Genomic DNA, 24,060 nt, shown 5'->3' on the forward strand with positions numbered 1-24,060 from the left:
ATCACCCAACTACTATTATGTTATTGACTATGGTGTCAAACTTGTTGCCGTCTTCTTCCTCAACTGTAGCAAGGGCGTTCACATGCATGTTGCCTTTCGTAAGCGATACGACTTTGCCGCTGTGGCCTACGTGCACACCGTCTATGACCAGGCATTTTGAGCCAACGCCAAGAGGTATGTGCGACACCGGTTTCCTGCTTTGGTCCAGGACTATAGTATCTCCGACTTTGATCTTTTTGTCAGGGGCCTTGAGCACGGTCCCGTCATGGAGCCTAAGCATCACTGAATTTGATTTCCAGACGTATTTGCCAACGACTTTGCACTTCCTTGAGGCGTCGCCTTCTTTGGCCTCTTCCAATGCCGCCTGGCCTTTGCTGCTTATTGATACTGCATAGCTTTTCCCAAGGCCTTCTATTGCTATCATATCGTTAAGGCCTACGGCATACTTTGGATTTGACACTGTTTTGCCGTTGACCGCTATTTTGTGTGTCTTTACTGCCCTCACTGCTTCTGATGAAGAATCCACCAGGCCTGCCTTCTTTAACAGCACGAGCAGTGCTATGGACTTCTGCTTTGAATGCCTCCCTGGAGAGGGCTTTGCTACGTATTTGCTCTCCTTTCTATGCACGCCGAAGTATTTCGGGGCGTTCAGCGCCTTTATGTGCCTCTTGTTTCCTTTTCTTGCCATTTGATTCACTTTTCCTTTTCCTCGACGCTTGCCTGCTTAGGCGTTGTAGTCGGGGCGTTCAGCTTTTGCGCTCTCCTCTTGTCGCTAAGGTTCAAATCTGTAATGTAAACGTTGCTTATGCTTACAGGGACTGGCTTCTCCTTTCCCTTTGCATCCTTCCTGCTGTAAGAATCAATGTAAAGCACTGACCTTTTTAGGTCTACGGCGCTCACCTTGCCGGTTGCGCCCTTTTTCTTTCCGGACATCACCTTTACAGTGTCGCCTTTCCTTACCTGTATGCTTCGCTTTTTTATCTTCAGCTTGGCAGAAAGCTCCTTGCTTATATGCACATGCGCGAAATGCTGCAGCGCGTGCGCAGGCGCTGTGTGCCTGAATTTTCGCTGCTTTCTCGGCTTGCTGCTTTTGATCATTAAACCACTCTTGAGGCTATTCCGGCCAATTTTATGTAACGCTCTATGACCTCTCGCGCCATTGCGCCCTTGACTTCGGTCGCAACAGGAAGGTTTGCGTCATTTATCAGTATTGCTGCGTTGTCCTCGAATTTAACGTGCATGCCGTTTGCGCGCCGAATCGACTTTCGCTGCCTTATTATGACTGCGCGCACTTTCTTCTTTATGTATTGAGGCGAGCCGCTTTTTACGCTCGCTATTACTATGTCGCCTATGCCATTTGAGGCCATTCTCTTGTGCGCGCCTGCTTTTCCTATCTTGTTTATTATCATTAGGGTCTTTGCGCCGCTGTTGTCAGCGCACGTTAGTATGCTGCCAGGCACAAGGGTCTTTGATATTTTAGTGGCGATGCCTTTCATTGTTATTCACCGGATTTTTTCACTATTTTTGTAACAACATACGACTTGGTTTTGCTAAGCCTGCGGCAGCCTTCTATTATTACCGTGTCCCCGAGCGCCGCGCCCACGCACGCGGGGTTGTACGCAGGTATGCGCGAGGACCTCCTTAGGGACCTCTCATACTTGTTCAGAAAAGTTGTATACGCTCTGGATATTATAACGGTCTTTGCGGCTTTATCGCTAACCACAATCCCTTCAAGACTGCTTCCATGCGTCTTAAGGTTGCCGTGTATCGGGCATTTAGGGTCTTCGCATTCCAATTAATCACTTCAAATTGCTAAAAAGCATGCATTACGCTGCTTGCTTGCACACGCGTGTCTCTCAAGAGAGCCTTGTAGACATTACAATTTGCGTTTATTATTATAGAGCAAATATATAAAAGTTATGCGCTTCGCGCTTTGTAGAACTTAAGCCCCTTTTCTATGCGCTCATGCGGCCTGAACAGGATCTCTGCGCCGCGCACTATGAAGCGCTTCCTTCCTGAGATGAACGCGAATTTCGAGCCAGACTTTGGCATCGCCACAATGCCTTCATCGTATTTCTTTATGTATAGCATATTCTTTGTTTCGTCGATAACAGTTCCCTTCATGTGCCTGCGCTGCTTTTCGGGGCTCTCGAGCACCTCGACCTTCAGGCCTATGAGCTCATGAAGAACTATGTTCCTGTTTGTGTAATGCGCTTTCGCTTCCGGTGTTTTTTTGCTAAAGGTCTTCATGCGATTATCCTTGCTTTTGCGAACCGCTTTCCACCATGTCTGTTATCCATGGTATGCGCACGTCGGTGCCGTTGAAAGCCTCGAAACCTATGTATATCCCATAAAGCCATACCAGTATCGCGAGGACTTCCCCGATTATTGGCATCAGGAAGAAGATGCCGTCCAGTATTAGCATTATGACTCCGAGTATTATTGCTTGTATGGAATGCTTCCGCAGCCTGGCGTCTGTCTTTGCAAGCGTGAGATATAGCACAATGCCAGATATTATCGTGAATACGTAAGCCAGCAGATAAAGGGGCCGGTTGTCCCTGATTGCAGCTTTTGCATTCACTTTTGAACCTGCCATAAGATCATCTTATTATTATCCTGTCGGATACGTTTGTAACGCGATCCACGTCAAACCTTAATGTCGAGCCGTAGTCTGTTTTCACAAGCATATAGCCCTTGCGCGAGTCAACGCTAGTGACTTTGCCTATGTACGCGCCTATCTCGTTTATCACGTTCTTGTCCTTGAGCTTGGCCCTCCTTATCGATATGCGCTTGAGCCTGGTGCTTAGGTATGATACCAGATAGCCTATTATTATAGCTACGACGCTGTAAAGAAGGAGCTGCGAGAAGTATATCTGGCCTATGAACCATTCGGCTACGAAATACACAAGCGCAAGGGTTATTACGGCGTAGCCTATGTATGTGCCCTGGTTTATTGCGCGGTATTTGTAGTTCCTGCTCTCCAAATCGATAAGCCTTCCTACAAGGTATATGACAAGGCTTATCGGCAGCAGAAGCAGCATCCCTTCTACGAAATACGATCCCTGCACCAAGGTGTTTGAAGTTATAAGAACAGAATGCTGGTACGACCCGTATCCGACTATTATGCTGAGTATGAAAAATATTACCGAAGCGACGTACAGAAGAAACGTAACCCTGCTCACGCTGAAGCCGAAGCCCTTGAATGACGATATTATGTAATCTTCCAGGCCGAACCCCTTTATGAGAAGGTACAGGCCTATTAAGGCTACCGGAAACTGCCAGCCAAGCCTAAGATAATAGCTTATCGCAAAAAGCAAAAGCAGCACAGCCGGTATGCCGAATACGACTCTGGCGTAGTGCGGCTCTTTCAGCTTTTCTATTATGGTGAAGTAGGTGTTTTCGAACTGCTCCGCCTGCTTCATCCTTACAAGGTCTACGCTGTTGACCTTCAGCCTGCTTTTCAGTATAGGCAGGACGCGCTGGTCGCTTTGGCCATCGGTAACCAGCACGCACGCGTCAGGCCTGAAGCGCTCTATAAGCATGTCTATCTGCCTGGAAAGCTCAGCGTCTGCATTGAACCCCTCGTCCTCGGCGCCGGTTATCGTCGCAACCCTTACGCTGTTCCCGCTGGATTTAAGCTCGTCGAATTTCCTGACCGCCTCGAACATTGTATTCGCGTCTGTTTCCTGCGGATCCGCCAATGCAAGCTTTGAGGCTGCCTTTAGTATGTCGTTTCTGCCTACTACGGGGCCGCTTATTTTGGTCTTCCTGTAAAGGTCGTTGTCGATATCTACGGCAAGCACCAGCAGTCTTTCACTCATACAGTATCAGATAAATATGCACTACATAAATTAAAAAGCTATCACAACGTTTAGATTTACGGAGCGTGCATGCCTGCTGCACTTGCAATTAAAAGGGCTCATGCGATCCTAGCATTTCGGTATCAAAGGGCTTGTTCCGTGCAAGCCGCGCTCCTGCCTTTATTGCCTTTCCTCATGCATTCCCATTTCGCTCTTTGATTTAATGCGGGCAGACGCGTACTCTCCATACTCCTTCAGCATTGACTCGGCCCTTGCCCTCTTCAGCTCCATGTAGGCGTCAAGCTCCTCCTTCCTTATGCGCGTCATCATGTTGCCCTCCTTTATGACAACGAATGTGCCCTCCACAGGCTTTGAGAGTTCTTCCAGGAGCTTCTCCCTGTCGAAATGCCTGTAATACCATATCCTTATGCCCATGGTATCACTTCCTGAAGTTTATGTAGCTTACAAGTGTGCCGTAGGTGCTGTCAACGTTCTTTTTTATGTACTTTGCAACCTCGTCAGGTTCCTTGTCGTCGTGAAACCTTGCCTTTACCATGAAGCCAGCAGGGCCTTCGGTGACATACACCTCCAGAACATCGTCAAGCGCGACAAGCCTCTCGGCAAGGTCGTTTATGTCAATGTTCGGCTTGGGCTTTATAAGGAAGAACCTGTGATAGGTCTTGCCGTTCCTTTTCACCACGAAGAACTTCTTCTGGTCGCGCACGCGACGCCGCGCAGCGCTTTCGCTCCCTATGCCGTTATGATCCATTTTCCCACCTATTAAGCATTATTCATCGGCCCAGACGAACTGCCAGCTGTTCTCAGAGATCTTTACTACCTTCACAGGCCTGTTGTCGTTGTCCACTTTTTCGCTTTTCTTTCCGAACCCAAACATGCACACTCATCTCTAATCCTATTAATCATTCAAGAAAAGATGTACTGCGCCGGGGTGGGGTAGTGGTAGGGTGTAAAAAAAACAGAGTGTGAAAAAGCACAATTGCTTCCTTGCATCTTTATCTCCCCGGCCCAAACATCCTTGATTAGTATTATGGAATGACGTAGCTAAATAGCTTATCCAATAAATATATATAAAATTTTAAATATATAGATAAAATTAAGGATATAATGCAGATATATGGTTAATTATATTATGAATAGAAAAGCGAATGAGCAGAGATGTGGATTATTATAAATTTTATAACTATAAAAGCATTTAAATATTATATTATTAAAATATTATAACGGATATGGATGGCCAGGGCTAGAAGCATAAAGGCTCCAAAGGAAGTAATGAAGGTTTTCGAAGAGCTGCAGGAATCAAGCAAGTCACGGCTGTCGCTGCTTTATATAAAAGGCAACTACTACGTAAACGAGACTGCAACGCAATTTTCCGAGGAGAAGAATAGGAAGGTGACTGTCTCAAGATACATAGGGAAAATAGAGCCTGACGGCAGGTTCGTCGAAGCCAGGCACAGAAAAAAGGAGACAAAAGTCAAGAATATAACGGAACTCATTGCTGCAAAGAAATCAGAGGAAGATAGCAACAGCATTTTGTATCCTGACGATATAGACCTGAAGCTGCTGGAAATGCTCAGCGCCAACGGCAGGGCGCCAGTAGCAGAGCTTTCAAAGGCTCTGGGGCTAAGCCAGGCTGCATGCAAATACAGGATACAAAGGCTGGAAAAAAGGTACGGCATAAGCTATACGGTAGAAGTAGGGCCAAGACCTTTCAATTTCTTCAGGTACGTCGCATTTGTAAGGTTCGGCAGGGACAAGCCAGACATCGAAGCGTTGAGAAAGGTTATAGCGCGCGAGCCGCTGGTGCAGCTGGCGCTGTCACTTAAAGGCAGCCATGACTTTTTCCTCTACATGCTTGCGGAGAACACGCAACTTCTTGAAGACGCGATATACAGAATGAGGTCGGATCCTGCAATCTCAAGATACAAGGCGTATTGGAACGTGACATACGTATCCAGGGCATACGGATACTTGCCATTAAGACAGGAGTTTATAGAAACACTTAGTGAAAAGGTCTGGCGCAGGAGCAAGGAGCATCCAAGAAAGCTTCCAGACCAGCTTCTTGAAAGGGAATACCTTGTATTAAGCGAGCTCAACAAGGACGGCAGAGTAAGCTTTGTGGATCTGGATAAAAGGTTAAAACTCAATCCTGGTGCATCTGACTACACTTATAACAGATTAGTAGAAAAAGGGATGATAGAACGAATAACAATCAACATGGAAAAGCCGCAGATGAAATATCCTGCGTTGTTTGTAGTTAAGCAGCCAGACATCAACACTTTCAACATCCACAGGAACGAGTTTATGGCAAAGCTCATCGCTCTTCCTAAAACACCTTCAAACACAACATGTTTGGAAGGCGATATGGGTTCTCCTTACAGTCTTGTCTACATAATGCCCATCTACGCAACCACAGAATCGGCAATAAAAGCTATATCTGACATGTCAAAACAGAGCACAAAGGACATCAGGGACTACATAATAATCGATACAATAATAGGCTCTTTAGGGTTCAGAAGAGCTCCTCCGGAAATAACTAACCAGTACAAATACCTTACCAAAAACCAGCAATTAAAAGAATCAGACAAATATTAATCCATTTTTAGTCTCCGCCGCTGCCTCCCATTATTATCGCCAAATATTTATATTTCACAGCAAAATGGAACTGATGTGTTTAAATACCTTTTTGTAATTCTGTATGTAGAAATGTAAACCATAAAAAAGCAAAGCTCATCGCTCTTCCTAAAATCACGCGAATATAATAAGCCCTAAAGGCAGTGTGGGCTCATCGGTTTCGTTGCGATAATGCCAATATCCAAAACGCAGAGCAAACAATATTATGTGAACTGTGCAGCGAGAGCAAATCCTTTACGGTAGCAGCGCCATCCTCTTGAGAAGCAGGTATATCGCTGCGTAGCTCGGCAGGGAAACGCGCTTGTTTTCGTATGGGCCGTACTCCATCCCGTTCATGAGGAGCTTCTCCTTGGTGTTGGCGACCACGAATATCTCGCCCTTAGGGAAGGCAATGCATTCCTTCATGGGGTCGAAGGTCGACAGCGCCTTAAAGCTTGGCACTGCCTTTGAAACGAGGCCTGAGCCGCCGTGAAGCGTCCCTGCAGCACGCAGTAAATGCTGTGGATCGTTAGTTACGTTCTTGTCTATGGAATCGCTTTGCCTTACGGAAATGCTTCCGGCCACATTTTTCCAGAAATCTTCCTTTTTAGGTATGTTCACCTTGTCCCAGTTGCCTGTGGTTATGCCCAGTATGACGCTTGCTTTGTTTGCATAAAGCCTTTTCGCTATGGGCTGCGGCACGCCAAGTGCCATTATCGAGGTTGGCCCTGCGTTTAGCGTGTTTATCACGTTTCTTGCAATCTTTCCGCCCCAGCCCGGATCGTTTGGCTTCGGGCCTATAAGCCTGGCGCCACGCTTGCCGATTGTTGGGAAAAAGCTTTCCAGCTTCATTCCGCTGCCGGTTATGTAATCGCTTATCTCCTTTCTGGCCCTGCCGTCAAGCATCATGACGGCCTCGGACTTTACATGCACATGGTAGCCCCTGTTGCCGCTGAAATTTACGGAAATGTCGTTTAAAGAGAATCCGAAATCCGGCACGAGGAACTGCTCCACGAGCTTGAATACCTCCATTTTCACCTCATGAAGGCAGTTCTCGCACACCCAAGAATTGCCGTGGCGCTTTTGGCAAGCCAGGTGAAGGTCTGTCGCGTCGAGGTCAAACACTAGCTCGCTGCCCTGCCATCCCTTGTTCTCCATCGGCCTGCCTGCAGGATTTTCATAAAGCGCAGAAGAAGTGGATATGTATGCAGGCACGTTAGCAGTGATGTATCTGCGTAGCTCCTCTTCGTTCTTGAATGCCATGTGCCTGCGCGCTATCTTTGTCTCAAAATTGCCGAAGCCGAACTCCCTCTTAGGTATGTCGCTTATGCCTATCGGGTTTTTCGAATAGAACTCACGAAAAAGCCCGATTGCAAGGCTCTCAACGCTTTTATCCAGCATGCGCAAGCACTGTTATTATTCTGTCAGCAAGCGATTTAGAACATTTGCACAAATGCGGCCGGTTTGACAGCATGCGAATATGATAGTGCCCAATTTAAACCCATAGGGTAAAGGTGTTATGCGATCACCATGCCTTTCGCTGTTATAGATTTGGACGGATGCCTAGAACCGGATATACACGAAGCCTTTGCAAAACGCTTCATCAGGAAGGATTCTGCAGTCGAGCATGCATTGAAGGAAGTCACCTTTAACGCGATGGACAAGCTTTCGTATTTTACCACTAGAGTAGCGCGCAAAGTGGACCATAACATTGGATTCGACGAGAACATAGTTGCTTCAATGAAGCTGCTGCAAAAGCATGGATTTGAGATAGTAGTGCGCACAGCCAATCGGCTGATCAGCGATGACGATTTGGCAAATCTTGAAGGCAGGCTCATGAAGCTTGGGGTGGAAGCGCACGTAGAGAGGGCAAAAGACAGCGAAAAGTTCAGGGAGCGCAACGGAGAAAGGCCTTATGTCATTTTGGATGACAAGCCGAACGTGGTAATGATGGCAGGAAGGCTTGGGATAACGTCAATACTGCTTTTGAGCGATTACAACAGGGCTGAGGCTGCGGTCCTGGGCCGCATAAACAGGAATATAAGAGTGTCGAAGCCTGAAGCGATACCTGAGCTATGCGAAAGCATAGTCGCAGAAAGGGCGCGTGCTGCGAAATCGCAACGTATTAAAGCGTTCTAAGCCAAACATCAAACATGCCTTATGCTGACACGTACCAGTTTCAGCCAGTATCTATTGGCAGCAGCACTGCTGAGGTTAAAATTGTAGAGGCCAGGGTCAAAAGGGGCTACGCAACTGTAAGAAACGGCTTCGTTGTGATAAAGGTGCCTGCTGCATACTCTGACAGGAGGAAGCGCGCCTTGGCAAATGACCTTTATAAAATGATTGTGAGGGCTGCGGCAAAGGATCCTAGCAGGTTTGCCAGGAACAGCGATCTGGTTTTTAGGGATATGCAGAAGGTCTCGCTTTTCGGGACTGTTATTACTGTAAAAGTTATCGCGCGCAATGCAAGGTCAGGCGCTGCAAAAGTGAGCGGCGACTTGCTTCTTATAAAAGTGCCTTTAGGCAAGGAAGGCGATACTGCGCTCGTATCAAAATTGGCTGCAAGGGGCATAGGAAAACACTTTGAGCAGCACCTAGACGGTTACGTAAGGGCCATTAACAGCGCAACGTTCAAAAGCAAGCTTGGGCGCGTAAGGATAAGAAACGGCCTTACCGTCCTTGGCTCGTGCTCCCCAAAAAACGACATAACAATCAATGAGAGGCTGCTCTTCACCGATATAAAATTCTTGAATTATGTGATAATGCACGAATTGGCACATACGGTAGTGCGCTCGCACTCCAACGCTTTCTGGAAAGCCCTTGCTACTTATGTGCCTGACTTTAAACGCATCCGCAAGGAGCTCAGGGATGCGGGACGCAATGTAGAAACTGAGTATAAAGAAGCAGGAGAGGAGGCTGCCATAAAGGCAGCCGAAGTTAAGCCTTAGCCGAAGAGCCCTGCAAGGCCGCCTGCGGCTTCGTCTTCGCTTTTTGCCTCTGCTTTCTCTTCCTTCTTTGCAGCTTTCTGCTCATGGGCCGGCGCTGCTGCTGCCTGGGCTGGTGCCGCCTGCACGCTTTGCGCGTTCTTTATTATGTCCTTTATGTTGAGGCCCTTTAGCGATTCGACAACTGCCTTCGCTTTGGCTTCGTCAGGCTTGAATCCTGCGCTCTTTACCACTTCCATTAAATCTTTCTCGTTTACCTCCTTTCCTGCTGCGTCAAGCAGCAATGCCGCATATATGTATTCCATGCTTTCACCTTTTAATGTCATATTTTCGAATTGAGCAGGTTGGCGCTTAGCGCTGCATTAGAGACCATTTTCTCTATAATGCCTGGCTCGTAAATGCTTGCGCCGAGGCCAAGTGCCACTGCGTTGTTGTACGCCTCAGCCACGAACCTCTCTACAGTATAGCTGTTTACTATTTTTGCCATGATGCTTATGCTCAGCGCCTGCGCGAACGCGCTTGCTATATCGCTTGCTACGCTCGCTGATGTTATGCTGAATACATCCTTTGTGAATTTGACATTGCCGCTCAGCATCACCAGAGGCTCTATGCTTGCGGTAAATGGCATTATGTCAAGCGTGTGAAGCGCCTTTGCTACCTGCAGGCTTATCGTACTGCCTTTAGGCACAAGCACCTTGTCTTTCGCTATCACGACCTTGCCCTTGTCAATCTTTACGTCTATGCCGGCGGCCTTAAGCTCTGTTACTGCCTGCCCTGGCTGCAATGTCGTCTCTCCAGCCGGCACAATAATCTCCTGCGGCGCTATCTGCGATGGCTTGGCAGCGAGCTTTATGGTGCCTTCCTTGAATTTTTTGTACAGCTCAAACGGGTTGGAATTGCTCAGTATGACTGCAGAAGTGCCTTCTAAGTCTTCTGCAAGCTCTTTGCCTTTCTTGCTCTTCTCCAGTGCCATCTTAATAAGCGATTTCTTGCCTGTTATAAACTTTATTTCATTCCTCATGTTGTTCCTTGAAGCCTGCAGCAGCCTGTCAGGTATGCCGCTCAGGGGCACTATGCCCACAAGGCCATAGCTGTCTATGAGCTTTGCATTGTCATCGACAAACTTGCGCTTTTGATCTTTTGTCAGCATTTTTACACCTTATATAATCCTTATGGGCTTGCTCATAGTAAGCTTCACATAAGCTGATTTTATATTCTGCCTCCCAAGTTTCTTGCTAAGCGAGGATATAACTTCATCAATGTTCGCGGCGACCTTGTCCGTAGGCATGTCCTCCGAGCCAACCGCGCAGTGTATTGTCGGCAGGTACTTGCCCTTGCTCCTGAGGTATATTGACTTGCTTACCGTATTCACCATCGCGGATATATCAGTGCCTATCAGTGGCTTTGGCATTTTATTCCTTGGTCCCAGAAACGAGCCCAGGCTTTTAGCCACGGAAGACATAAGGCTCGGCTGCGCGATAAGCTCGTATTCCAACAATTCGTTAAGCGAAGACTTATTGTTTGCCATCTGGGCTATCTCACTGCTCGGGACGACCTTTGCCCCCAAAGCAGATGCCTTTTCGGCTATCGATTTGTCATCTGCGAATACCATTGCCTTGCTTTCCTTGCCTTTGCCATTCGGAAGAACTACCTGCATGTTCAGCCTGTTCTCCTGCTTTGAAAAGTCAACGCCCTTGAAGTTTATGGCAAGTTCTATGGTTTGCTTGAATTTCCTTTTTCCTTTATTTTCTTCTAGGAATGCCCTTAATTTTTCCAATTGCTCTTTTTCCATTTAAGCTCCCTCCTGCAAAGCTGCAGTAACTGCGGGAAAAGCAGTATATTAAGCAAGAGAGTTTATGTGCTCAATGTTTATAAATTTTTTGGTATTTGGGCTTGTTCAGAAGCTTTTTAGTAAGGTACGGCTAGGAAGGATTACCCTTTTCACGGGCCTTCATGGCTGCATATGCGATTATTATGATTGCCAGGACGACAATCACGACGATTATGGCGTATTCTTCATAGTTTGGAGTTGGCTTCGCAACCGTCAGTATCGTTGTCGTTGCAGTAGTAGCAGGAATTGTAGTAGTGATATTCTGGGTTGTAGCTACTGCGACAACTGCAGGTGCAGAAGCGAAGAATGCGATGTTGCATGCGCTTTGGTTGATTGAATAGCTGGTTACTGGCATCCAGGTGCCATTTACAAGCGTCAGTGGCTTTATCTGCGATGGATTTAGAGAGCATGCATATGTCACTGTAGTGTTGATTGCAGGCACCTTCGGCGTTGCGGATATGTTGAAGCCTGAAATTGTATGATAGCCTATAGGCACTGAAGGCATCGTTGATGTTACGTTCTTTATCGTTACATCTTCTGTAATGTTCTTTGTGTAGTTGGAATATATGTTAAGCGCTATGTGCAATTGCGTTATTGTTATCTTTGATCGTTCATGGGGCGCAATATTCAGCGATACTTCATAGCCCTTGTTTGTAATAGATATTGACGGAAGTGTTGTTGTAGTTACGGTTGTAGTGGTCGTTGTAGTGGTAGTAGTGGTTGTTGGAATGATCCTTTTTGAATAATATGCGTCGTAGGAACCGCCAGTGGTTGTGTAATTTGTGCCGCATGGCGTTGAATCAAGAAGGCCGTACGTATTGTTTGAGACATAATAATTGCCGTTTGCAGTGAAAGCGCATGCAAAATTGAACCTGACGTAGTAATGCGCTGGGAACGATATCTCTGCAGGCAGCTGATTCTGGTAATACGTTATGTTCAGCACCTTTGCATTGTCTGAATAGTTTATCAAGTATACATCAAACACGCTCCTGTTTGACGCATACGTCTTATTTACATTGTCTGTTATGTATAAAGTAGAGATTGAGGATGGATGCACAGGCGCAGGAATTATTGTCAATGTTCTGGACACTGATGCAGATGTGTAGTTTCCATTGCCAAGGGTATTGGCAGTTATTATGTAATTGCCTGCTGCTGGGCCAACAGCAAAATCATTGCTGGAGTAGAACGAACTTACCAAAGCATTATTTACAAAGGCATTTGCCTGCAACTGGTTGTTATACGTGGATATTTCGGCTTCGACAGTAGCTGTCGAACCGTTATAGACAAAATTTTGCGGGAAAACGGGAAATGATATTGATGGGGAGGCTTTTGCGATAGTGAAGTCCTTTTTTATGGCGTTGGATGTATAATTCCCGTTTCCCGTAGTATTGAAGACTACTGAATAATTCCCAGCACCTTCATGTGCAGTGAACGTTATTGTATTTGATGCAAATGTTGAATTCGCAACTACATTGCCATTTATGTAAAGGTATCCCTTCAACTGGTTGCCAAAGGAATTTATGGAAGCAGTGATTAGGCATCCTGCAGAGCCGCTGTACGTGTAGTTGCTGCATACATGCAGTTGCAGTGTTGGCGTTGCCTTTGCAATTGTGAATGACGCAGAGGTGGTGTTTGAAGTATAGTTTGCATTACCAGGAGTATTGGCAGTAAGCGCATATGTGCCTGCAGCAGAGAATTTATACGAGTTTGACCCTGTATTGATTATGCTTACTAAGTTCTGTTCCCTATAAATTACGATATAGGCGTAGGCGCCATTTGGAGAGACTGCAACTCCTGAAGGTATTTGATAAAGGCTTGGTATGCTTAAGATAGTCTTGTTGGTAGCAGTGTTTACTACTATCACTGTTTCGTTGGCATCATTCGTAATGTAGGCATAAGCGCCACTTGGGGAAAAAGCGACATCAACTGGTAGGTTGAAATTTGACATAGTGTTAACAATGCTGCCTGTAGAAGTATTTACTATATTGACATTATTACCACCATAATTGACTACATAGGCGTAGGCGCCGTTGGGGGAGAAGGCTACACCATGCGGCCCGAAGAAGAAACCATTGAGTGTCGAAACGATTTTACTTGTAGAAGTATTTACTACACTGACTGTACCGCTATTGTAGTTAGTTACGTAGGCGTAGGCGCCGTTGGGGGAGAAGGCTACACCCCATGGCCAGTTGAAACCTGTAATTTTTGAAATAATTCGATTTGTAGATGTGTTAACTATGCTAACGTTGTCTGCAAATAGATTTGTTACGTAGGCGTAGGCGCCGTTGGGGGAGAAGGCAACATCACCTCCGATAAAGCCCTTAATAATTGAAACAACTGTGTGTTTGGAAGTATTAATTACGCTTACAGTCCCGCCTTCATTCGCCACATAGGCGTAGGCGCCGTTGGGGGAGAAGGCAACACCACGCGCTTCGCTAATTGAACTAGAATTCGACACTGTAGAGTTATATACTCCTGTGGTAATATTTGATATAAATATATTATTTGAATATAAGTTTAGAGGAACCTGGTTGAAGTATGTTATCGTGCCGAAATATGCTTTACTGTATGAGCCATTATAGATCGAATTTTTTGGAACAACAATAGATAGAGGTGGGTTCGCTTTTTCTATAGATATCTTAATCGAATTAGAGATTATGCTGTTGTAGACTATTATCGTATTAGTGCTGTTTCTGAAATCATTTTGCATATGGCTACTAGAGATTGTGTATAGATAGTTCCCGGCAGTTGCGGACAATGAATTGGTTGGAATTTGCATTCCGAGAGAATCTTTGTTATTGAAAGCAGTGAACTGGCCCACGCTAGAATTTATATGGAATGCCAGAGTGTTCAGGACATTGCCCGAAGTTGAATTGCTTTTCAAAGAAGCTGAAATAAACGGTGCAAAAGAATTGTATGTGTATGTATTTATGGTTGGAGCTGTGTCTATCGAAATCGATTCATTTAACACATTAAAAGACATTGATAAAGTGTTTGCAGTATAGTTTGCATTGCCCAATGTGTTTGCAGTTAAGTAATACGTGCCAGGCGCAGAGAACCTGTATGAATTAAAGCCGGTGTTGAGTATGGTTAAGTTATTGTCATTCAGCACGTATGCATAAGCACCGCTTGGAGAGAAAGCAACACCTTCCAAGCCTTCGATGTTATGTATTGTTGACACTATAGTGTGTGTGGAAGTATTAACTATGCTGATTGTATTATTGACATTGGCTACTTCAGCGTTTATTACATAAGCATAAGCGCCGTTGGGGGAGAGGGATATGCCAATGGGGCCATTGAAACCATGTATTGAAGCTACAGTTGCATATGTCGAAGTATTAATTACACTTACAGTGTTATTCTCATCCATTGTAACATAGGCGTAGGCGCCGTTTGGAGAGAATGCTACGCCCCACGGGCCGTTAGAAGCATCGATTGAAGTTACAAGGCTACGCGTGGAAGTGTTTATTATGCACACAGCTCCTGGAAGCATAAAACCAGTTACGTATGCATATGCACCGTCTGGCGTAAATGCTACATCGTGAGGGTCGGTAATACATGAATTGCTTATGGTTGTAACAATACTACGCGTGGAAGTGTTTATTATGCTTACAGAATTATCGCCATTGTTTACTACGTAGGCGTAGGCGCCGTTTGGAGAGAATGCTACGCCCCACGGGTTATTAAATTTGATTATATTAGCGACTATGCGCTTTGTTGAAGTATTAAATACACTAACATTATTGCCGATAGTAATGTAGGCATAAGCGCCGTTGGGGGAGAAGGCAACACCTCGTCCCGCAATGCCTGACAGCGTAGAATTTCGTATCCCTGTTAAGGTATTTGATACGAGCGCATTATTGACATAGAAGCTGACAGGTATCTGGTTTAATTGCGTAAACGTGCCGTAAGCAAAAGTCATTTTGTCAAGAGGCACTGATATGTTCAGAGGCGGTGAGGCTTTTGTGATGGAAATTGTATTTGACACTACGTGGCCGATTGCGCCTTGCGCAGAGCCAAGAGGCACCAAATTCACCGAATTGGTGCTTATTGCGTTTATCGCATAGGAATTGCCTGCAATCACGTTGGAGTTTAAGTATGGTATTGTGCCATACGCCTCGAAATTGAATGCTGATGCAGTGTTTGCGGTCAAAGCGTTCGCAACGACTATATTGTTTATTGATATTTCAGTGATATTAAGCGCGTTGGAAGGCGTTGCAGTTATAATATCTGTATTCCCATAGGTTATGACATTTCCTTTTGAGAATGTAAGACCTGCACCGTACGCTCCGATTGGAATTGATAGTAAAACAAGCAGAACAAGCATCGGCATAAACGTTTTTGCACACATATCAAAACCATTTGAAACTATTAATTACAATCTGTTAATCATTAATAAAAAACTTTCTAGAACGCTAAAATTATTGGATATTTACGCTGTTTACGTTATATCTAATTTTGAAAGATATGGGCGTGCCTTTAAAGCCCAATATACTAATAGCATTATATTTTATATTACTGGTTATATATTATCCAATCCGATTGAAGTATGCTTGGGGATGAGAGTTGCATGATTGCGATTTCTAGCATCTTGGGATTTGCTATTACTGGCATAACTATTGCTATTGCTGCATTGGCTTTGCCTAAGAAAACCGGAAATAAGAACATCATTACAGTATTGCTTATTGGAATAGGAGCCATGTCTTTGGCATTGATAATACAATCGATAGCCCAACAGATTCCATACTTATATATTTTGACATCTTTGAAAAGCGTAAGTGCAGCTAACAGCAGATACGTTGCTTTGGAAAAGGCATATCCAATACTTATAGCAGCTTTCTTAGGAATCATGGCAGGTTTCTGGCAGGAGCTTGCGAAATTTTTCTCAGTTAGATATTTCAAGCATTTTGACGCGCCGTGGATAGGCTTCGGATTTGCGGTTGTTGACATTGCAATTTTTCTCTTTGGGCTTCTTCCAGGATTAAGCGCCAGTGCTAAGGATATAACAGCGATAAGCGCAGTAAGCCTTATTGGAATCATATTGCAAAGCCCGTTCTCCATGATGTTTCATACAGGCACTGCTGCATACCTTAAATCTGGAAATGAAAAGAAAAAGGCGCTTAAAAACTTCCTGGTGGCGTTCCTTGCGCATTCGTACGTAGATGGCGTACTTGTTTATGCAGACATAGCCGTCGTGCTCCTTGGCTTCTCGCTTTTCTACAGCGAGCTGCTGGTCTGGATTCCTGCAATGGCAATTGCCGTTGCGTTCCTGCTTTACTTAAGGGCTTATATAAAGGAGATTTAAATGCCGTTTCACTGCAGATTGTCCTTGAAGAAGTCTATAACCATGCGCCATGCGTCCTTGGCTGCTTTCTCATTGTATATCTGCGGCCTTGTGTCGTTGAAGAATGCATGATATGCATGCGGGTATACCTTTATTGTTGTAGGCTTCTTTGACTCTGTAAGTACTTTAACTAGCTCGTGCACTTTTGAGGTTATGCGCATGTCCTCGCCAGCGTATATGCCAAGCACCGCGTTCTTCACGTTTTTTGCCTTCTCTACAGGCTGTGGATTCTCGCCGTAGAATATCACAACTGCATCAACCTTGCCCGTGGAACCCAAGTTTATCGACATGCCCCCGCCAAAGCAGAAGCCTATGCTGCCTATCTTGCCGTTGACTTTAGGATGCTGGTTGAGGAAATCGACTGCGCTGGATAGGTACTGTGTAAAAAGCTCGGTGGGCCTGTTCATGAAAAGAGTCTGATAAACACTTGATATTGCCTTCTGGTCCTCCTGGCTGAGCTTTGCCATCTGCTCTGCCCTGTATGCCTCATCCCTCTGCTTTTCAGGAGGTATCGACATTATGAAGTTCATTGTCTTCATTATGCCTTCCTTTGTTATCGACTGAGAAAGCTTTTTGCTTGTGAAGAGATCCGGTGCAAGTACTACATAGCCCTGTGTAGAAAGCCTTTTCGCTACATCTCTTATATGGTCGTCAAGGCCAAATATCTCGTGTATTAGCACTATGCCAGGATGCTTGGCGTTGTCATCAGGAATAGCCAGAAATGCGCTTATTTCGTCGTTGTCAGCTGTCCTGTATTTCAAATCTTCCGTCTTAAGCTCCATGCAAACACAATACTTATTGCCCGGTTAAATTTAATATGAGTTTCGCGGCAGATTTTGTAGAGCAATAAATTTGCCCGTAGCACAAAATCAATAATAATCTAACATAGGTATAATTATTGCATTTTTAAAGTGGTTAGATGGCAGACGATTTTAAGCTCGAAAAATTGAAAAAGCTGCAAGAGCATGGAATAAACCCTTATCCGTATTCCTTCAAGCAGAAAGCCCATGCGGAAGAGATAAAGAAGGATTACGCAAAATGGGAAGGAAAAAATACCAGCGTAGCTGGCAGAGCCGTTAGCATAAGGCACATGGGGCAGCTCTACTTCATCGACCTGCTTGACCAGAGCGGTAAGATACAGATACTTGCAGCGGCTAACATAACGGAAAAAGAGTCATTTGAGCTGCTTGAGCTTATAGATTCCGGAGACATGCTTGGAGTAGAAGGCATGGTAAGCAAAACAAAAAAGGGAGAGATAAGCATAGAGGCAAAAACAGTATCTATGCTTGGAAAGTCGCTGCGGCAGCTTCCTGAAAAGTTCCACGGTTTGAGTGACACTGAGCTAAGATACAGGAAAAGGTACCTTGACCTTATTGCCAATCCTGAAGTAAGGAATTTCTTCACGGCAAGGGCAAGGATACTGAGCTTTCTGAGAAACTTCCTTGACAGCAGGGGCTATGTAGAATTCGAAACCCCGATACTCCAGCCCACTTACGGAGGCGCAAACGCACAGCCCTTCAAGACAGTGTACAATGCGCTGGACAGCGAGTTCTATCTCAGGATATCTGACGAGCTATACCTTAAGAGGCTCATAATAGGCGGCTTTGAGAAAGTATACGAGGTATCTAAGGATTTCAGGAACGAGGATATAGATTCTACGCATAACCCCGAGTTCACCCAAATAGAATTTTACGAGGCTTACAAAGACTACAACGACTTTATGGAAATGACTGAGGAAATGCTTTCAACGCTTGTAAAGGAGCTGTTCGGCACGCACAAGGTCAAATACCAGGGCAAAGAGCTCAACTTCGAGCCGCCGTTCAAGAGGATCTACTGGGTAGAGGAGATAAAGAAGAAAACGGGCATAAACCTTGCTGATCTCACTGATGAAGAAGCCAAGGAGATAGCCAAGAAGGAGAAGCTTGAGATAGGCATAGTAAACGCATACCACGTTGCGGATGCGCTTTTCGACAAATACATCAAGCCAGAGCTTTTTGACCCTGCTTTCGTTCTTGATTTTCCGGCTTACATGTGCCCGCTAACAAAGGACAAGCGCGGCAACCCAAAGCTTAGCGAGAGGTTTGAGCTTTACTTAGCAGGCAAGGAGGATGCCAACTGCTATTCAGAGCTCACTGACCCGATAGAGCAGAAAAAGAAGTTCGAGGAGCAGGATGCTGAAAGAAGGAAGGGCGATGCAGAAGCGCCGCCAAGCGATGAGGATTTCCTTGAAGCAATAGAATACGGCATGCCACCGACAGCAGGACTTGGCATTGCCATAGACAGGCTGGCAATGATACTCACTGACAACGTATCGATAAAGGAAGTGCTCCCGTTTCCTGCAGTAAGGCCGCTGACGCAGGATAAAAATGGCTAAGAATCCCATGCATAGGTACGTGGCAGAAACCGCCTCCACATTTGAAGAATTCTGCAGGCGCAATAGCCTTTACCTCAGTAATGCCAAAGCCAGGCGCAAATGCATGTTGAAAAGCCGTCAGTTCCCATTAGTTGGGGCATGCCATAATGGGGCGGAATATTCTAGTTGCATTCTGTAAAGACAGAGCTCGATGATTATGCAGTTTATGGAAGGTTATAAAAAGCTTCCATCAAAAATATAGGTGCAATACAATAGGAGCTATTGGCATATTTTCAGCATGAAGAAAAAGCAAAGATTAAATTATTAGTGTGTTAGAATTATAGCTTGAATGCCAGGGTGGCGGAAACCGGTAACGCGTACGCCTGGAGATTTATATACCTGCAAGCGTATGGCTCACTGAGCCTTCTGGGTTCAAATGCTTTATGCTGAATATCCCAGCCCTGGCGTTTGGTGTTAAAATGGCTGAAGAAAAAGGCGCGCAAGGCGCAGAGAAGCAACATGGCAGAAAAGAGACTGCCGCCAAGGCAACCTCCATAATAAGGATTGCCGGGAAAGACGTCAATGGAGAGCTGAGCCTGCGCAGAGCCATAGATGAAGTCAAAGGCATAGGCTCTAGCATGGCAAACGCACTTAGCTTTGCAGCCGACAAGAAGCTTGGCTTGAGCCCAGACACGAAAATAGGGTCGCTGGCAGAAGACAAGATATCGGCACTGGAGGAGCTGATAAAGAATCCGGCCAAGTTTGGCATCCCAACATACATGCTCAACCACAGGAAAAACTTCGAGACCGGCTTGGATGCACATTTTGTCGGGAACGACCTAATATTCGCGAACAGGCAGGACATTGCAAGGGAAGTTACGCTTAGGACATGGCGCGGCATGAGGCACCAATACGGCCAGAAGGTACGCGGGCAGCACACGCGCTCGACAGGAAGGACTGGCGCCACTGTTGGCGTTACAAAGAAGTCTGTTGCAAAGCCTGGTGCACCTGCGGGCAAAGAAGAGAAAAAGAAATGATAGAGTGATTTTTTGGGATCGCCTAAAAGGAACAGGAGAAAATTTGACAAGCCAAAAGACATATGGAACCTTTCTAGGATTAATGCAGACAACGCCCTGATAAAGGAATACGGCTTAAAGAGCATGAGCGAGCTTTGGAAGGTGCAGAGCGAGCTTAGCAGAATCAGGGGCAACGTAAGGCTTCTGCTGTCAGGCATTTCAAACGGCGAAGAGATAGAGAAGAAGCTTAAGGACAGGCTTGAAAGGCTTGGCGTCATAGCTCCTGAAACTCCGCTTGAAAAGCTTCTTGAGCTTAAGGAAAGCTCGCTGCTTGACAGAAGGCTGCAGTCGGTGGTGTTCAAGAAAGGCATGGCCAAAAGCATGAAGCAGGCAAGGCAGCTCATAACGCATGGCTTTATATCGATAAATGGCACGCGGATGAATATCCCTGGCTACCTTGTCAATGTAAGCGACGAGCCCAAGATAGGTTTTTACAAGCCTATAGACCTTGGTTCTGCAAGCGATAAGGCAGCAGCTGAAGCGCAGGCCCAGGATACAGGCAAGGAAGCCGAAGTGGCCGAAGCAGCTACAGAGTAATTTGATTGGTGATTTTTACGGCAAAAAAAGCAGCGCAAGAAAAAACTGCAGAAAAGCAGAAGAAAGAAGTAGTGTCATACGAAGCCAAGGCCATGGAGGAATCAAAGACCAAGGCAAGGCCGGAAAGATGGGCAGTGGCCCACGTCTATTCGTCAAAAAACGACACGATAATAACGCTTACTGATATCAGCGGCTCCGAAACCATAGCTGTTGGGAGCGGCGGCATGATGGTAAACACCGATTCGCAGGAAGGCTCGCCATATGCTGCTATGCAGGCAGCGTACAAAGTGGCTGCTGCTGCAAAGGAAAAGGGCATAACGAACATCAACATAGACATAAGGGCGCCAGGGGGCCACAATTCGAAGACGCCAGGGCCCGGAGCTCAGGCTGTCGTGCGCGTTCTCGCAAGGAGTGGCCTTAGGGTAAACAGGATTAAGGACGTTACGCCAATACCGACAGACACAACAAGGAGGGCAGGAGGCAAGAGAGGAAGGCGTGTGTAATCGCGCTTCCCAAATCACATGGTTTTAAGCATTTGCTATGCATACTTTATATCAATGGCAGGTAAACATGGTGCAGCAATCAGATTCTAAGGTGGTTTTCCCTGGAGACAGGCTGTCGCTAGAGGAAGAGTTCCTCCCGGAAAACAACGTTTATGTTGAAAACGGTGCAGTCTATTCGTCTGTTTTCGGGAAACAGAAGATAGCCGAAGGCAGGATAAGCGTTGAAAGCGCAGTCAGGGACATAAACAAGATGCACAGGGGCATGTACGTCGTAGGCAGCGTTGTAGGCGTGCTAAAAAGCGTGCTTTTCCTTGAGCTTGAAAATTTTGTGGTAAAAAATATGGAATTCATAGCGGGAAAAGATGGCAAGATTGTCCTCTCCTCGCGCCCGCCAAGGGGAAGGATGGAGCATGGCCACGACCAGCACAGGACCGAGCAGAAGCCTGCAGAGCTTGGTGACATCGTATTGAGCAAGATAATAATGGACGATCCGGACATATTTACATTAAGCGTAAGGGATGATGTGTGCGGAGTTGTGTACGCGTTGTGCGAAAACTGCGGCAATCTTATGCATCTCGAGAAGCATGGCAGCGGCTTGTACTGCAGCGAATGCAAAAGGGTCTCGCATAGAAAAGTGAGCAGCCTTTATGGAAACGCTGCAGCTATAGAAAAGCTGATGCTTGAAAACGCAGAGATAAAGCACGATGCAGAGAGATGATCAAATGGCAGATGTAAAGGTTATTAAAAACGAAAGCAAAGAGCTTGTACTGGAATTTGACGATGGCGATACAACAATACCAGACCTGATTGCGGCTGAGCTCTCAGAAATGGGCGATGTTACGTTTACAGGTGTGACAAAGGATCATCCTGAAGTCGGGAAGCCACAGCTGGTAATAAAGACCAACAGGAAAAAGGCTTCTGAAGTGCTTGAAAAAGCGCTTGAAAACATAGACGCGCAGATAGACAAGATAAAGGAAGGCATAAACGCAAAGCAGTGATACTGCAAAGCGATAAATCTTTTTCTTTGCATATTCATATGTATGAAGGAGGGGGTAAGGTTCCTTGCAGTTGCAAGCGGGCCTATCTACGAAAGAAAAAAGAAGGAGACATTACTTGTAGGGGTAATCGGAAGGATGGGCGTAATAGAGGGAATCCTTTCAGACAGAGTCGATATTGATGGAAACAATGCGGCGCAGAAGATAGCCAAGATGGCGCGCAAATCGCGTTTCTGCGACCAGATAAAGGCGGTTGCAATCAATGGGATAGCGATTGCAGGGCTCAATGTTGTTGACGTGAAAACGCTTGAAAGAAGACTGGGCGTGCCGGTAGTCATAATAACTAGAAAAAAACCTGATTTCAAAGCTTTGGAGAAAGCAATCATGAATCCCAAAGATAAAGATGCAGATTCGGCAAGAGGCAAGGTTGAAATTGTAAAGATGCTCAATTTAGAAAGACCGTTCAGAAAAGCAGGGGGATTCTACGTACAGGCCGACAATAGAATTAACTATGGCAAAGGAGTGGCTACCGCATTCGAACTGCTTAGGATAGCGCACATGATTGCAAACGGGGTCAGCACAGGAATCTCAAAAGGAAGGATATGACGGCCATGTTTTAATAAGCTATGATTGTTCATATTGAATTGGGCGTTCTGATGGTTCCGGAGATAATTTTTAAGTACAGCGGGTTATACGCATCCGCGATATTCAACAATGCATTTATGTACTCAAGGGAATTCGTAGAAAATGTGACTAAAAACTCCAATGATGCCATACCCATATATACAGGGTTTTGGAAGCCGCATGGTAACAGGATACTTGGGACTCTCTCTGAGATCACCGACATAGAATGGCGCGAAAAGACGATAGTGGCATACGTATTGGACCAGTGCAGGGGCTATTCCAGCCCCCTGACGATAAGGGCAGGGCTTAACGAGAAGGACTTTTTATATACAATGGTCCATGAGCTCACGCACAGAATATTTGATCAGAAAGAGGGCAGCACAGATAATTACAATAAATGGCTAAATGAAAGATACCCAAATGTAGACAGGCTTGTAAGAAACCACATTATCGTACACGCGGTCGATACGGCCCTATACCTAAAGCTTTTCACCAAAGAGGAGCTTGAAGAGCAGCGAAGACTCGATGAAACAAAGAAATTTGGAGAACCTTATGTCAAGGCTTGGAAAATAGTTGACAAAGAGGGCTACGAGAACATAATAAGCACAGTAAATGGCAGAAACGCAAAAAATTAAACTATTTGTTATGCTGCTGAATGCAGATTACGCATTCGCAGATTGGATAAGCGCTCACCTGGAAAGTTTTTAAAAGATTTCAGATAGTGACAGTTAGACGCGTGCAAGAATCCGCATATCGCAGCAGACGATGCAAACATAATAAGGTATAAATACTTTGTCCTTAAAAACAATAATGCTTGTTGTGGTTATTTTGGACCATTATTTGTTCCGATGCAGTTTTGCATACTTAATATGAAAATTCCTGCTTGGAATTGGATGCAGTCTTGAGGAGTGCAATAAGGTACCGACAATTGCAATAAATGGCCAATCTCCAACATCGATTCCAGTCGATGCTGCTGGAGGACACTGCTATCAGATTTCGACAGCCATGCAAGTCTGTTCAACGACTTCGTTGGACGGCGTACGGCTCAGTAACACGTAGTCAACCTACCGTAAAGAGGAGGATACCCATGGGAAACTGTGGCTAATACTCCATAGGCTAGGACATCTGGAAGGAGTTCTAACTTAAAGGGGCATGAATTGGAGTGCTTTCGCTTTACGATGGGGCTGCGGCGGATCAGGCAGATGGCGGGGTAACGGCCCACCATACCTATAACCCGTAGGGGATGTGGGAGCATAAGCCCCGAGAAGGGCACTGAGACAAGGGCCCTAGCGCTACGGCGTGCAGCAGGCGCGCAAACTCCACAATGCGCGAAAGCGTGATGGGGGGAATCTGAGCGGTTCACTTTGTGAACCTTTTGCCAAGTATAGCAAGCTTGGCGAATAAGTGCTGGGCAAGACCGG

Annotated in this window: 27 protein-coding genes, 1 tRNA gene and 1 rRNA gene; 14 read left to right on the forward strand and 15 right to left on the reverse strand. The window is 45.7% G+C overall.

The window, feature by feature from the left end:
- Position 1: 1 nt before the first annotated feature.
- From M1125_01725 to M1125_01765, 9 genes are all read right to left on the reverse strand, one after another.
- Positions 2–688, reverse strand: coding sequence for a S4 domain-containing protein (locus tag M1125_01725; protein MCL5404542.1), 687 nt, complete (start codon positions 686–688; stop codon positions 2–4).
- A gap of 5 nt (positions 689–693) precedes the next feature.
- The gene (gene rplX, locus M1125_01730; protein ID MCL5404543.1) at positions 694–1,098 is read right to left on the reverse strand and encodes a 50S ribosomal protein L24; all 405 of its coding nucleotides are present in this window, start codon (positions 1,096–1,098) and stop codon (positions 694–696) included.
- Complete coding sequence (locus tag M1125_01735) at positions 1,098–1,496, reverse strand: uL14 family ribosomal protein (GenBank protein MCL5404544.1); 399 nt, start codon at positions 1,494–1,496, stop codon at positions 1,098–1,100. Before M1125_01735 ends, rplX begins: the two co-directional genes overlap by 1 nt.
- Before the next feature lie 2 nt (positions 1,497–1,498).
- A complete protein-coding gene (locus tag M1125_01740; protein ID MCL5404545.1) occupies positions 1,499–1,795 on the reverse strand; it encodes a 30S ribosomal protein S17 in 297 nt (98 codons plus the stop codon).
- A gap of 122 nt (positions 1,796–1,917) precedes the next feature.
- Positions 1,918–2,250 carry a ribonuclease P protein subunit gene (locus M1125_01745; GenBank protein ID MCL5404546.1) on the reverse strand — a complete coding sequence of 111 codons (333 nt, stop codon included), beginning with the start codon at positions 2,248–2,250 and terminating at the stop codon, positions 1,918–1,920.
- 4 nt (positions 2,251–2,254) lie between these two features.
- A complete protein-coding gene (locus M1125_01750; GenBank protein ID MCL5404547.1) occupies positions 2,255–2,596 on the reverse strand; it encodes a hypothetical protein in 342 nt (113 codons plus the stop codon).
- A gap of 4 nt (positions 2,597–2,600) precedes the next feature.
- Complete coding sequence (locus M1125_01755; GenBank protein MCL5404548.1) at positions 2,601–3,821, reverse strand: DUF373 family protein; 1,221 nt, start codon at positions 3,819–3,821, stop codon at positions 2,601–2,603.
- Between the two features lie 159 nt (positions 3,822–3,980).
- Complete coding sequence (locus M1125_01760; protein ID MCL5404549.1) at positions 3,981–4,235, reverse strand: hypothetical protein; 255 nt, start codon at positions 4,233–4,235, stop codon at positions 3,981–3,983.
- 4 nt (positions 4,236–4,239) lie between these two features.
- A complete protein-coding gene (locus M1125_01765; protein ID MCL5404550.1) occupies positions 4,240–4,569 on the reverse strand; it encodes an Lrp/AsnC ligand binding domain-containing protein in 330 nt (109 codons plus the stop codon).
- 482 nt (positions 4,570–5,051) lie between these two features.
- Between M1125_01765 and M1125_01770 the strand changes: the two genes are divergently transcribed.
- Complete coding sequence (locus tag M1125_01770) at positions 5,052–6,413, forward strand: Lrp/AsnC family transcriptional regulator (protein MCL5404551.1); 1,362 nt, start codon at positions 5,052–5,054, stop codon at positions 6,411–6,413.
- Positions 6,414–6,686: 273 nt separating this feature from the next.
- Here M1125_01770 and priS read toward each other — a convergent pair whose 3' ends face one another.
- Positions 6,687–7,832, reverse strand: a complete 1,146-nt coding sequence (gene priS / locus M1125_01775) for a DNA primase catalytic subunit PriS (GenBank protein ID MCL5404552.1) — start codon at positions 7,830–7,832, stop codon at positions 6,687–6,689.
- Between the two features lie 129 nt (positions 7,833–7,961).
- Between priS and M1125_01780 the strand changes: the two genes are divergently transcribed.
- Positions 7,962–8,570 (forward strand): hypothetical protein, encoded by a 609-nt coding sequence (locus M1125_01780; GenBank protein MCL5404553.1) that lies wholly within the window; start codon positions 7,962–7,964, stop codon positions 8,568–8,570.
- Positions 8,571–8,584: 14 nt separating this feature from the next.
- Complete coding sequence (locus tag M1125_01785; protein ID MCL5404554.1) at positions 8,585–9,379, forward strand: M48 family metallopeptidase; 795 nt, start codon at positions 8,585–8,587, stop codon at positions 9,377–9,379.
- Here M1125_01785 and rpl12p read toward each other — a convergent pair.
- The 4 genes from rpl12p to M1125_01805 form a co-directional block, all read right to left on the reverse strand.
- Positions 9,376–9,681: a 50S ribosomal protein P1 gene (gene rpl12p / locus M1125_01790; GenBank protein MCL5404555.1), complete on the reverse strand. Its 306-nt coding sequence runs from the start codon at positions 9,679–9,681 to the stop codon at positions 9,376–9,378. The genes M1125_01785 and rpl12p overlap by 4 nt on opposite strands.
- Positions 9,682–9,698: 17 nt before the next feature.
- Complete coding sequence (rplJ, locus tag M1125_01795) at positions 9,699–10,526, reverse strand: 50S ribosomal protein L10 (GenBank protein ID MCL5404556.1); 828 nt, start codon at positions 10,524–10,526, stop codon at positions 9,699–9,701.
- 9 nt (positions 10,527–10,535) lie between these two features.
- Positions 10,536–11,168, reverse strand: a complete 633-nt coding sequence (gene rpl1P, locus M1125_01800; protein ID MCL5404557.1) for a 50S ribosomal protein L1 — start codon at positions 11,166–11,168, stop codon at positions 10,536–10,538.
- 130 nt (positions 11,169–11,298) lie between these two features.
- Positions 11,299–15,540, reverse strand: coding sequence for a YncE family protein (locus tag M1125_01805; protein ID MCL5404558.1), 4,242 nt, complete (start codon positions 15,538–15,540; stop codon positions 11,299–11,301).
- A 300-nt stretch (positions 15,541–15,840) separates the two neighbouring features.
- Between M1125_01805 and M1125_01810 the strand changes: the two genes are divergently transcribed.
- Positions 15,841–16,512, forward strand: a complete 672-nt coding sequence (locus M1125_01810; GenBank protein ID MCL5404559.1) for a hypothetical protein — start codon at positions 15,841–15,843, stop codon at positions 16,510–16,512.
- Between the two features lie 8 nt (positions 16,513–16,520).
- Here M1125_01810 and M1125_01815 read toward each other — a convergent pair whose 3' ends face one another.
- Positions 16,521–17,333: a dienelactone hydrolase family protein gene (locus tag M1125_01815; GenBank protein ID MCL5404560.1), complete on the reverse strand. Its 813-nt coding sequence runs from the start codon at positions 17,331–17,333 to the stop codon at positions 16,521–16,523.
- 137 nt (positions 17,334–17,470) lie between these two features.
- On the opposite strand from M1125_01815, the gene lysS reads away from it, so the two are divergent.
- The 10 genes from lysS to M1125_01865 all read left to right on the forward strand — a co-directional run.
- On the forward strand, positions 17,471–18,925 hold the full coding sequence (lysS, locus tag M1125_01820; protein ID MCL5404561.1) for a lysine--tRNA ligase: 1,455 nt from the start codon (positions 17,471–17,473) through the stop codon (positions 18,923–18,925).
- Positions 18,926–19,255: 330 nt separating this feature from the next.
- Positions 19,256–19,371 (forward strand) — tRNA-Ser (locus M1125_01825).
- 12 nt (positions 19,372–19,383) lie between these two features.
- Complete coding sequence (locus tag M1125_01830; GenBank protein ID MCL5404562.1) at positions 19,384–19,941, forward strand: 30S ribosomal protein S13; 558 nt, start codon at positions 19,384–19,386, stop codon at positions 19,939–19,941.
- 12 nt (positions 19,942–19,953) lie between these two features.
- On the forward strand, positions 19,954–20,517 hold the full coding sequence (locus tag M1125_01835; GenBank protein ID MCL5404563.1) for a 30S ribosomal protein S4: 564 nt from the start codon (positions 19,954–19,956) through the stop codon (positions 20,515–20,517).
- Between the two features lie 92 nt (positions 20,518–20,609).
- A complete protein-coding gene (locus tag M1125_01840) occupies positions 20,610–21,020 on the forward strand; it encodes a 30S ribosomal protein S11 (protein ID MCL5404564.1) in 411 nt (136 codons plus the stop codon).
- Positions 21,021–21,087: 67 nt separating this feature from the next.
- Positions 21,088–21,738 (forward strand): exosome complex RNA-binding protein Csl4, encoded by a 651-nt coding sequence (locus M1125_01845; protein ID MCL5404565.1) that lies wholly within the window; start codon positions 21,088–21,090, stop codon positions 21,736–21,738.
- A 4-nt stretch (positions 21,739–21,742) separates the two neighbouring features.
- The gene (locus tag M1125_01850) at positions 21,743–22,018 is read left to right on the forward strand and encodes a hypothetical protein (GenBank protein MCL5404566.1); all 276 of its coding nucleotides are present in this window, start codon (positions 21,743–21,745) and stop codon (positions 22,016–22,018) included.
- Between the two features lie 42 nt (positions 22,019–22,060).
- The gene (locus M1125_01855; protein MCL5404567.1) at positions 22,061–22,621 is read left to right on the forward strand and encodes a DUF99 family protein; all 561 of its coding nucleotides are present in this window, start codon (positions 22,061–22,063) and stop codon (positions 22,619–22,621) included.
- Positions 22,622–22,671: 50 nt separating this feature from the next.
- Positions 22,672–23,274, forward strand: a complete 603-nt coding sequence (locus M1125_01860; GenBank protein MCL5404568.1) for a hypothetical protein — start codon at positions 22,672–22,674, stop codon at positions 23,272–23,274.
- A 322-nt stretch (positions 23,275–23,596) separates the two neighbouring features.
- Positions 23,597–24,060 (forward strand): 16S ribosomal RNA (locus tag M1125_01865); the annotation flags it as partial.

Source organism: Candidatus Marsarchaeota archaeon, assembly GCA_023485295.1.
Lineage (GTDB): Archaea > Micrarchaeota > Micrarchaeia > Micrarchaeales > Micrarchaeaceae > Micrarchaeum_A.

Bases quoted from the DNA above. Each gene is read 5' to 3' on its own strand.
- M1125_01725 (MCL5404542.1), bottom strand. From the start codon at position 688: ATGGCAAGAAAAGGAAACAAGAGGCACATAAAGGCGCTGAACGCCCCG.
- rplX (MCL5404543.1), bottom strand. From the start codon at position 1,098: ATGATCAAAAGCAGCAAGCCGAGAAAGCAGCGAAAATTCAGGCACACA.
- M1125_01735 (MCL5404544.1), bottom strand. From the start codon at position 1,496: ATGAAAGGCATCGCCACTAAAATATCAAAGACCCTTGTGCCTGGCAGC.
- M1125_01745 (MCL5404546.1), bottom strand. From the start codon at position 2,250: ATGAAGACCTTTAGCAAAAAAACACCGGAAGCGAAAGCGCATTACACA.
- M1125_01750 (MCL5404547.1), bottom strand. From the start codon at position 2,596: ATGGCAGGTTCAAAAGTGAATGCAAAAGCTGCAATCAGGGACAACCGG.
- M1125_01755 (MCL5404548.1), bottom strand. From the start codon at position 3,821: ATGAGTGAAAGACTGCTGGTGCTTGCCGTAGATATCGACAACGACCTT.
- M1125_01760 (MCL5404549.1), bottom strand. From the start codon at position 4,235: ATGGGCATAAGGATATGGTATTACAGGCATTTCGACAGGGAGAAGCTC.
- M1125_01765 (MCL5404550.1), bottom strand. From the start codon at position 4,569: ATGGATCATAACGGCATAGGGAGCGAAAGCGCTGCGCGGCGTCGCGTG.
- M1125_01770 (MCL5404551.1), top strand. From the start codon at position 5,052: ATGGCCAGGGCTAGAAGCATAAAGGCTCCAAAGGAAGTAATGAAGGTT.
- priS (MCL5404552.1), bottom strand. From the start codon at position 7,832: ATGCTGGATAAAAGCGTTGAGAGCCTTGCAATCGGGCTTTTTCGTGAG.
- M1125_01780 (MCL5404553.1), top strand. From the start codon at position 7,962: ATGCCTTTCGCTGTTATAGATTTGGACGGATGCCTAGAACCGGATATA.
- M1125_01785 (MCL5404554.1), top strand. From the start codon at position 8,585: ATGCCTTATGCTGACACGTACCAGTTTCAGCCAGTATCTATTGGCAGC.
- rpl12p (MCL5404555.1), bottom strand. From the start codon at position 9,681: ATGGAATACATATATGCGGCATTGCTGCTTGACGCAGCAGGAAAGGAG.
- rplJ (MCL5404556.1), bottom strand. From the start codon at position 10,526: ATGCTGACAAAAGATCAAAAGCGCAAGTTTGTCGATGACAATGCAAAG.
- rpl1P (MCL5404557.1), bottom strand. From the start codon at position 11,168: ATGGAAAAAGAGCAATTGGAAAAATTAAGGGCATTCCTAGAAGAAAAT.
- M1125_01805 (MCL5404558.1), bottom strand. From the start codon at position 15,540: ATGCCGATGCTTGTTCTGCTTGTTTTACTATCAATTCCAATCGGAGCG.
- M1125_01815 (MCL5404560.1), bottom strand. From the start codon at position 17,333: ATGGAGCTTAAGACGGAAGATTTGAAATACAGGACAGCTGACAACGAC.
- lysS (MCL5404561.1), top strand. From the start codon at position 17,471: ATGGCAGACGATTTTAAGCTCGAAAAATTGAAAAAGCTGCAAGAGCAT.
- M1125_01830 (MCL5404562.1), top strand. From the start codon at position 19,384: ATGGCTGAAGAAAAAGGCGCGCAAGGCGCAGAGAAGCAACATGGCAGA.
- M1125_01840 (MCL5404564.1), top strand. From the start codon at position 20,610: ATGGAGGAATCAAAGACCAAGGCAAGGCCGGAAAGATGGGCAGTGGCC.
- M1125_01845 (MCL5404565.1), top strand. From the start codon at position 21,088: ATGGTGCAGCAATCAGATTCTAAGGTGGTTTTCCCTGGAGACAGGCTG.
- M1125_01850 (MCL5404566.1), top strand. From the start codon at position 21,743: ATGGCAGATGTAAAGGTTATTAAAAACGAAAGCAAAGAGCTTGTACTG.
- M1125_01855 (MCL5404567.1), top strand. From the start codon at position 22,061: ATGAAGGAGGGGGTAAGGTTCCTTGCAGTTGCAAGCGGGCCTATCTAC.
- M1125_01860 (MCL5404568.1), top strand. From the start codon at position 22,672: ATGGTTCCGGAGATAATTTTTAAGTACAGCGGGTTATACGCATCCGCG.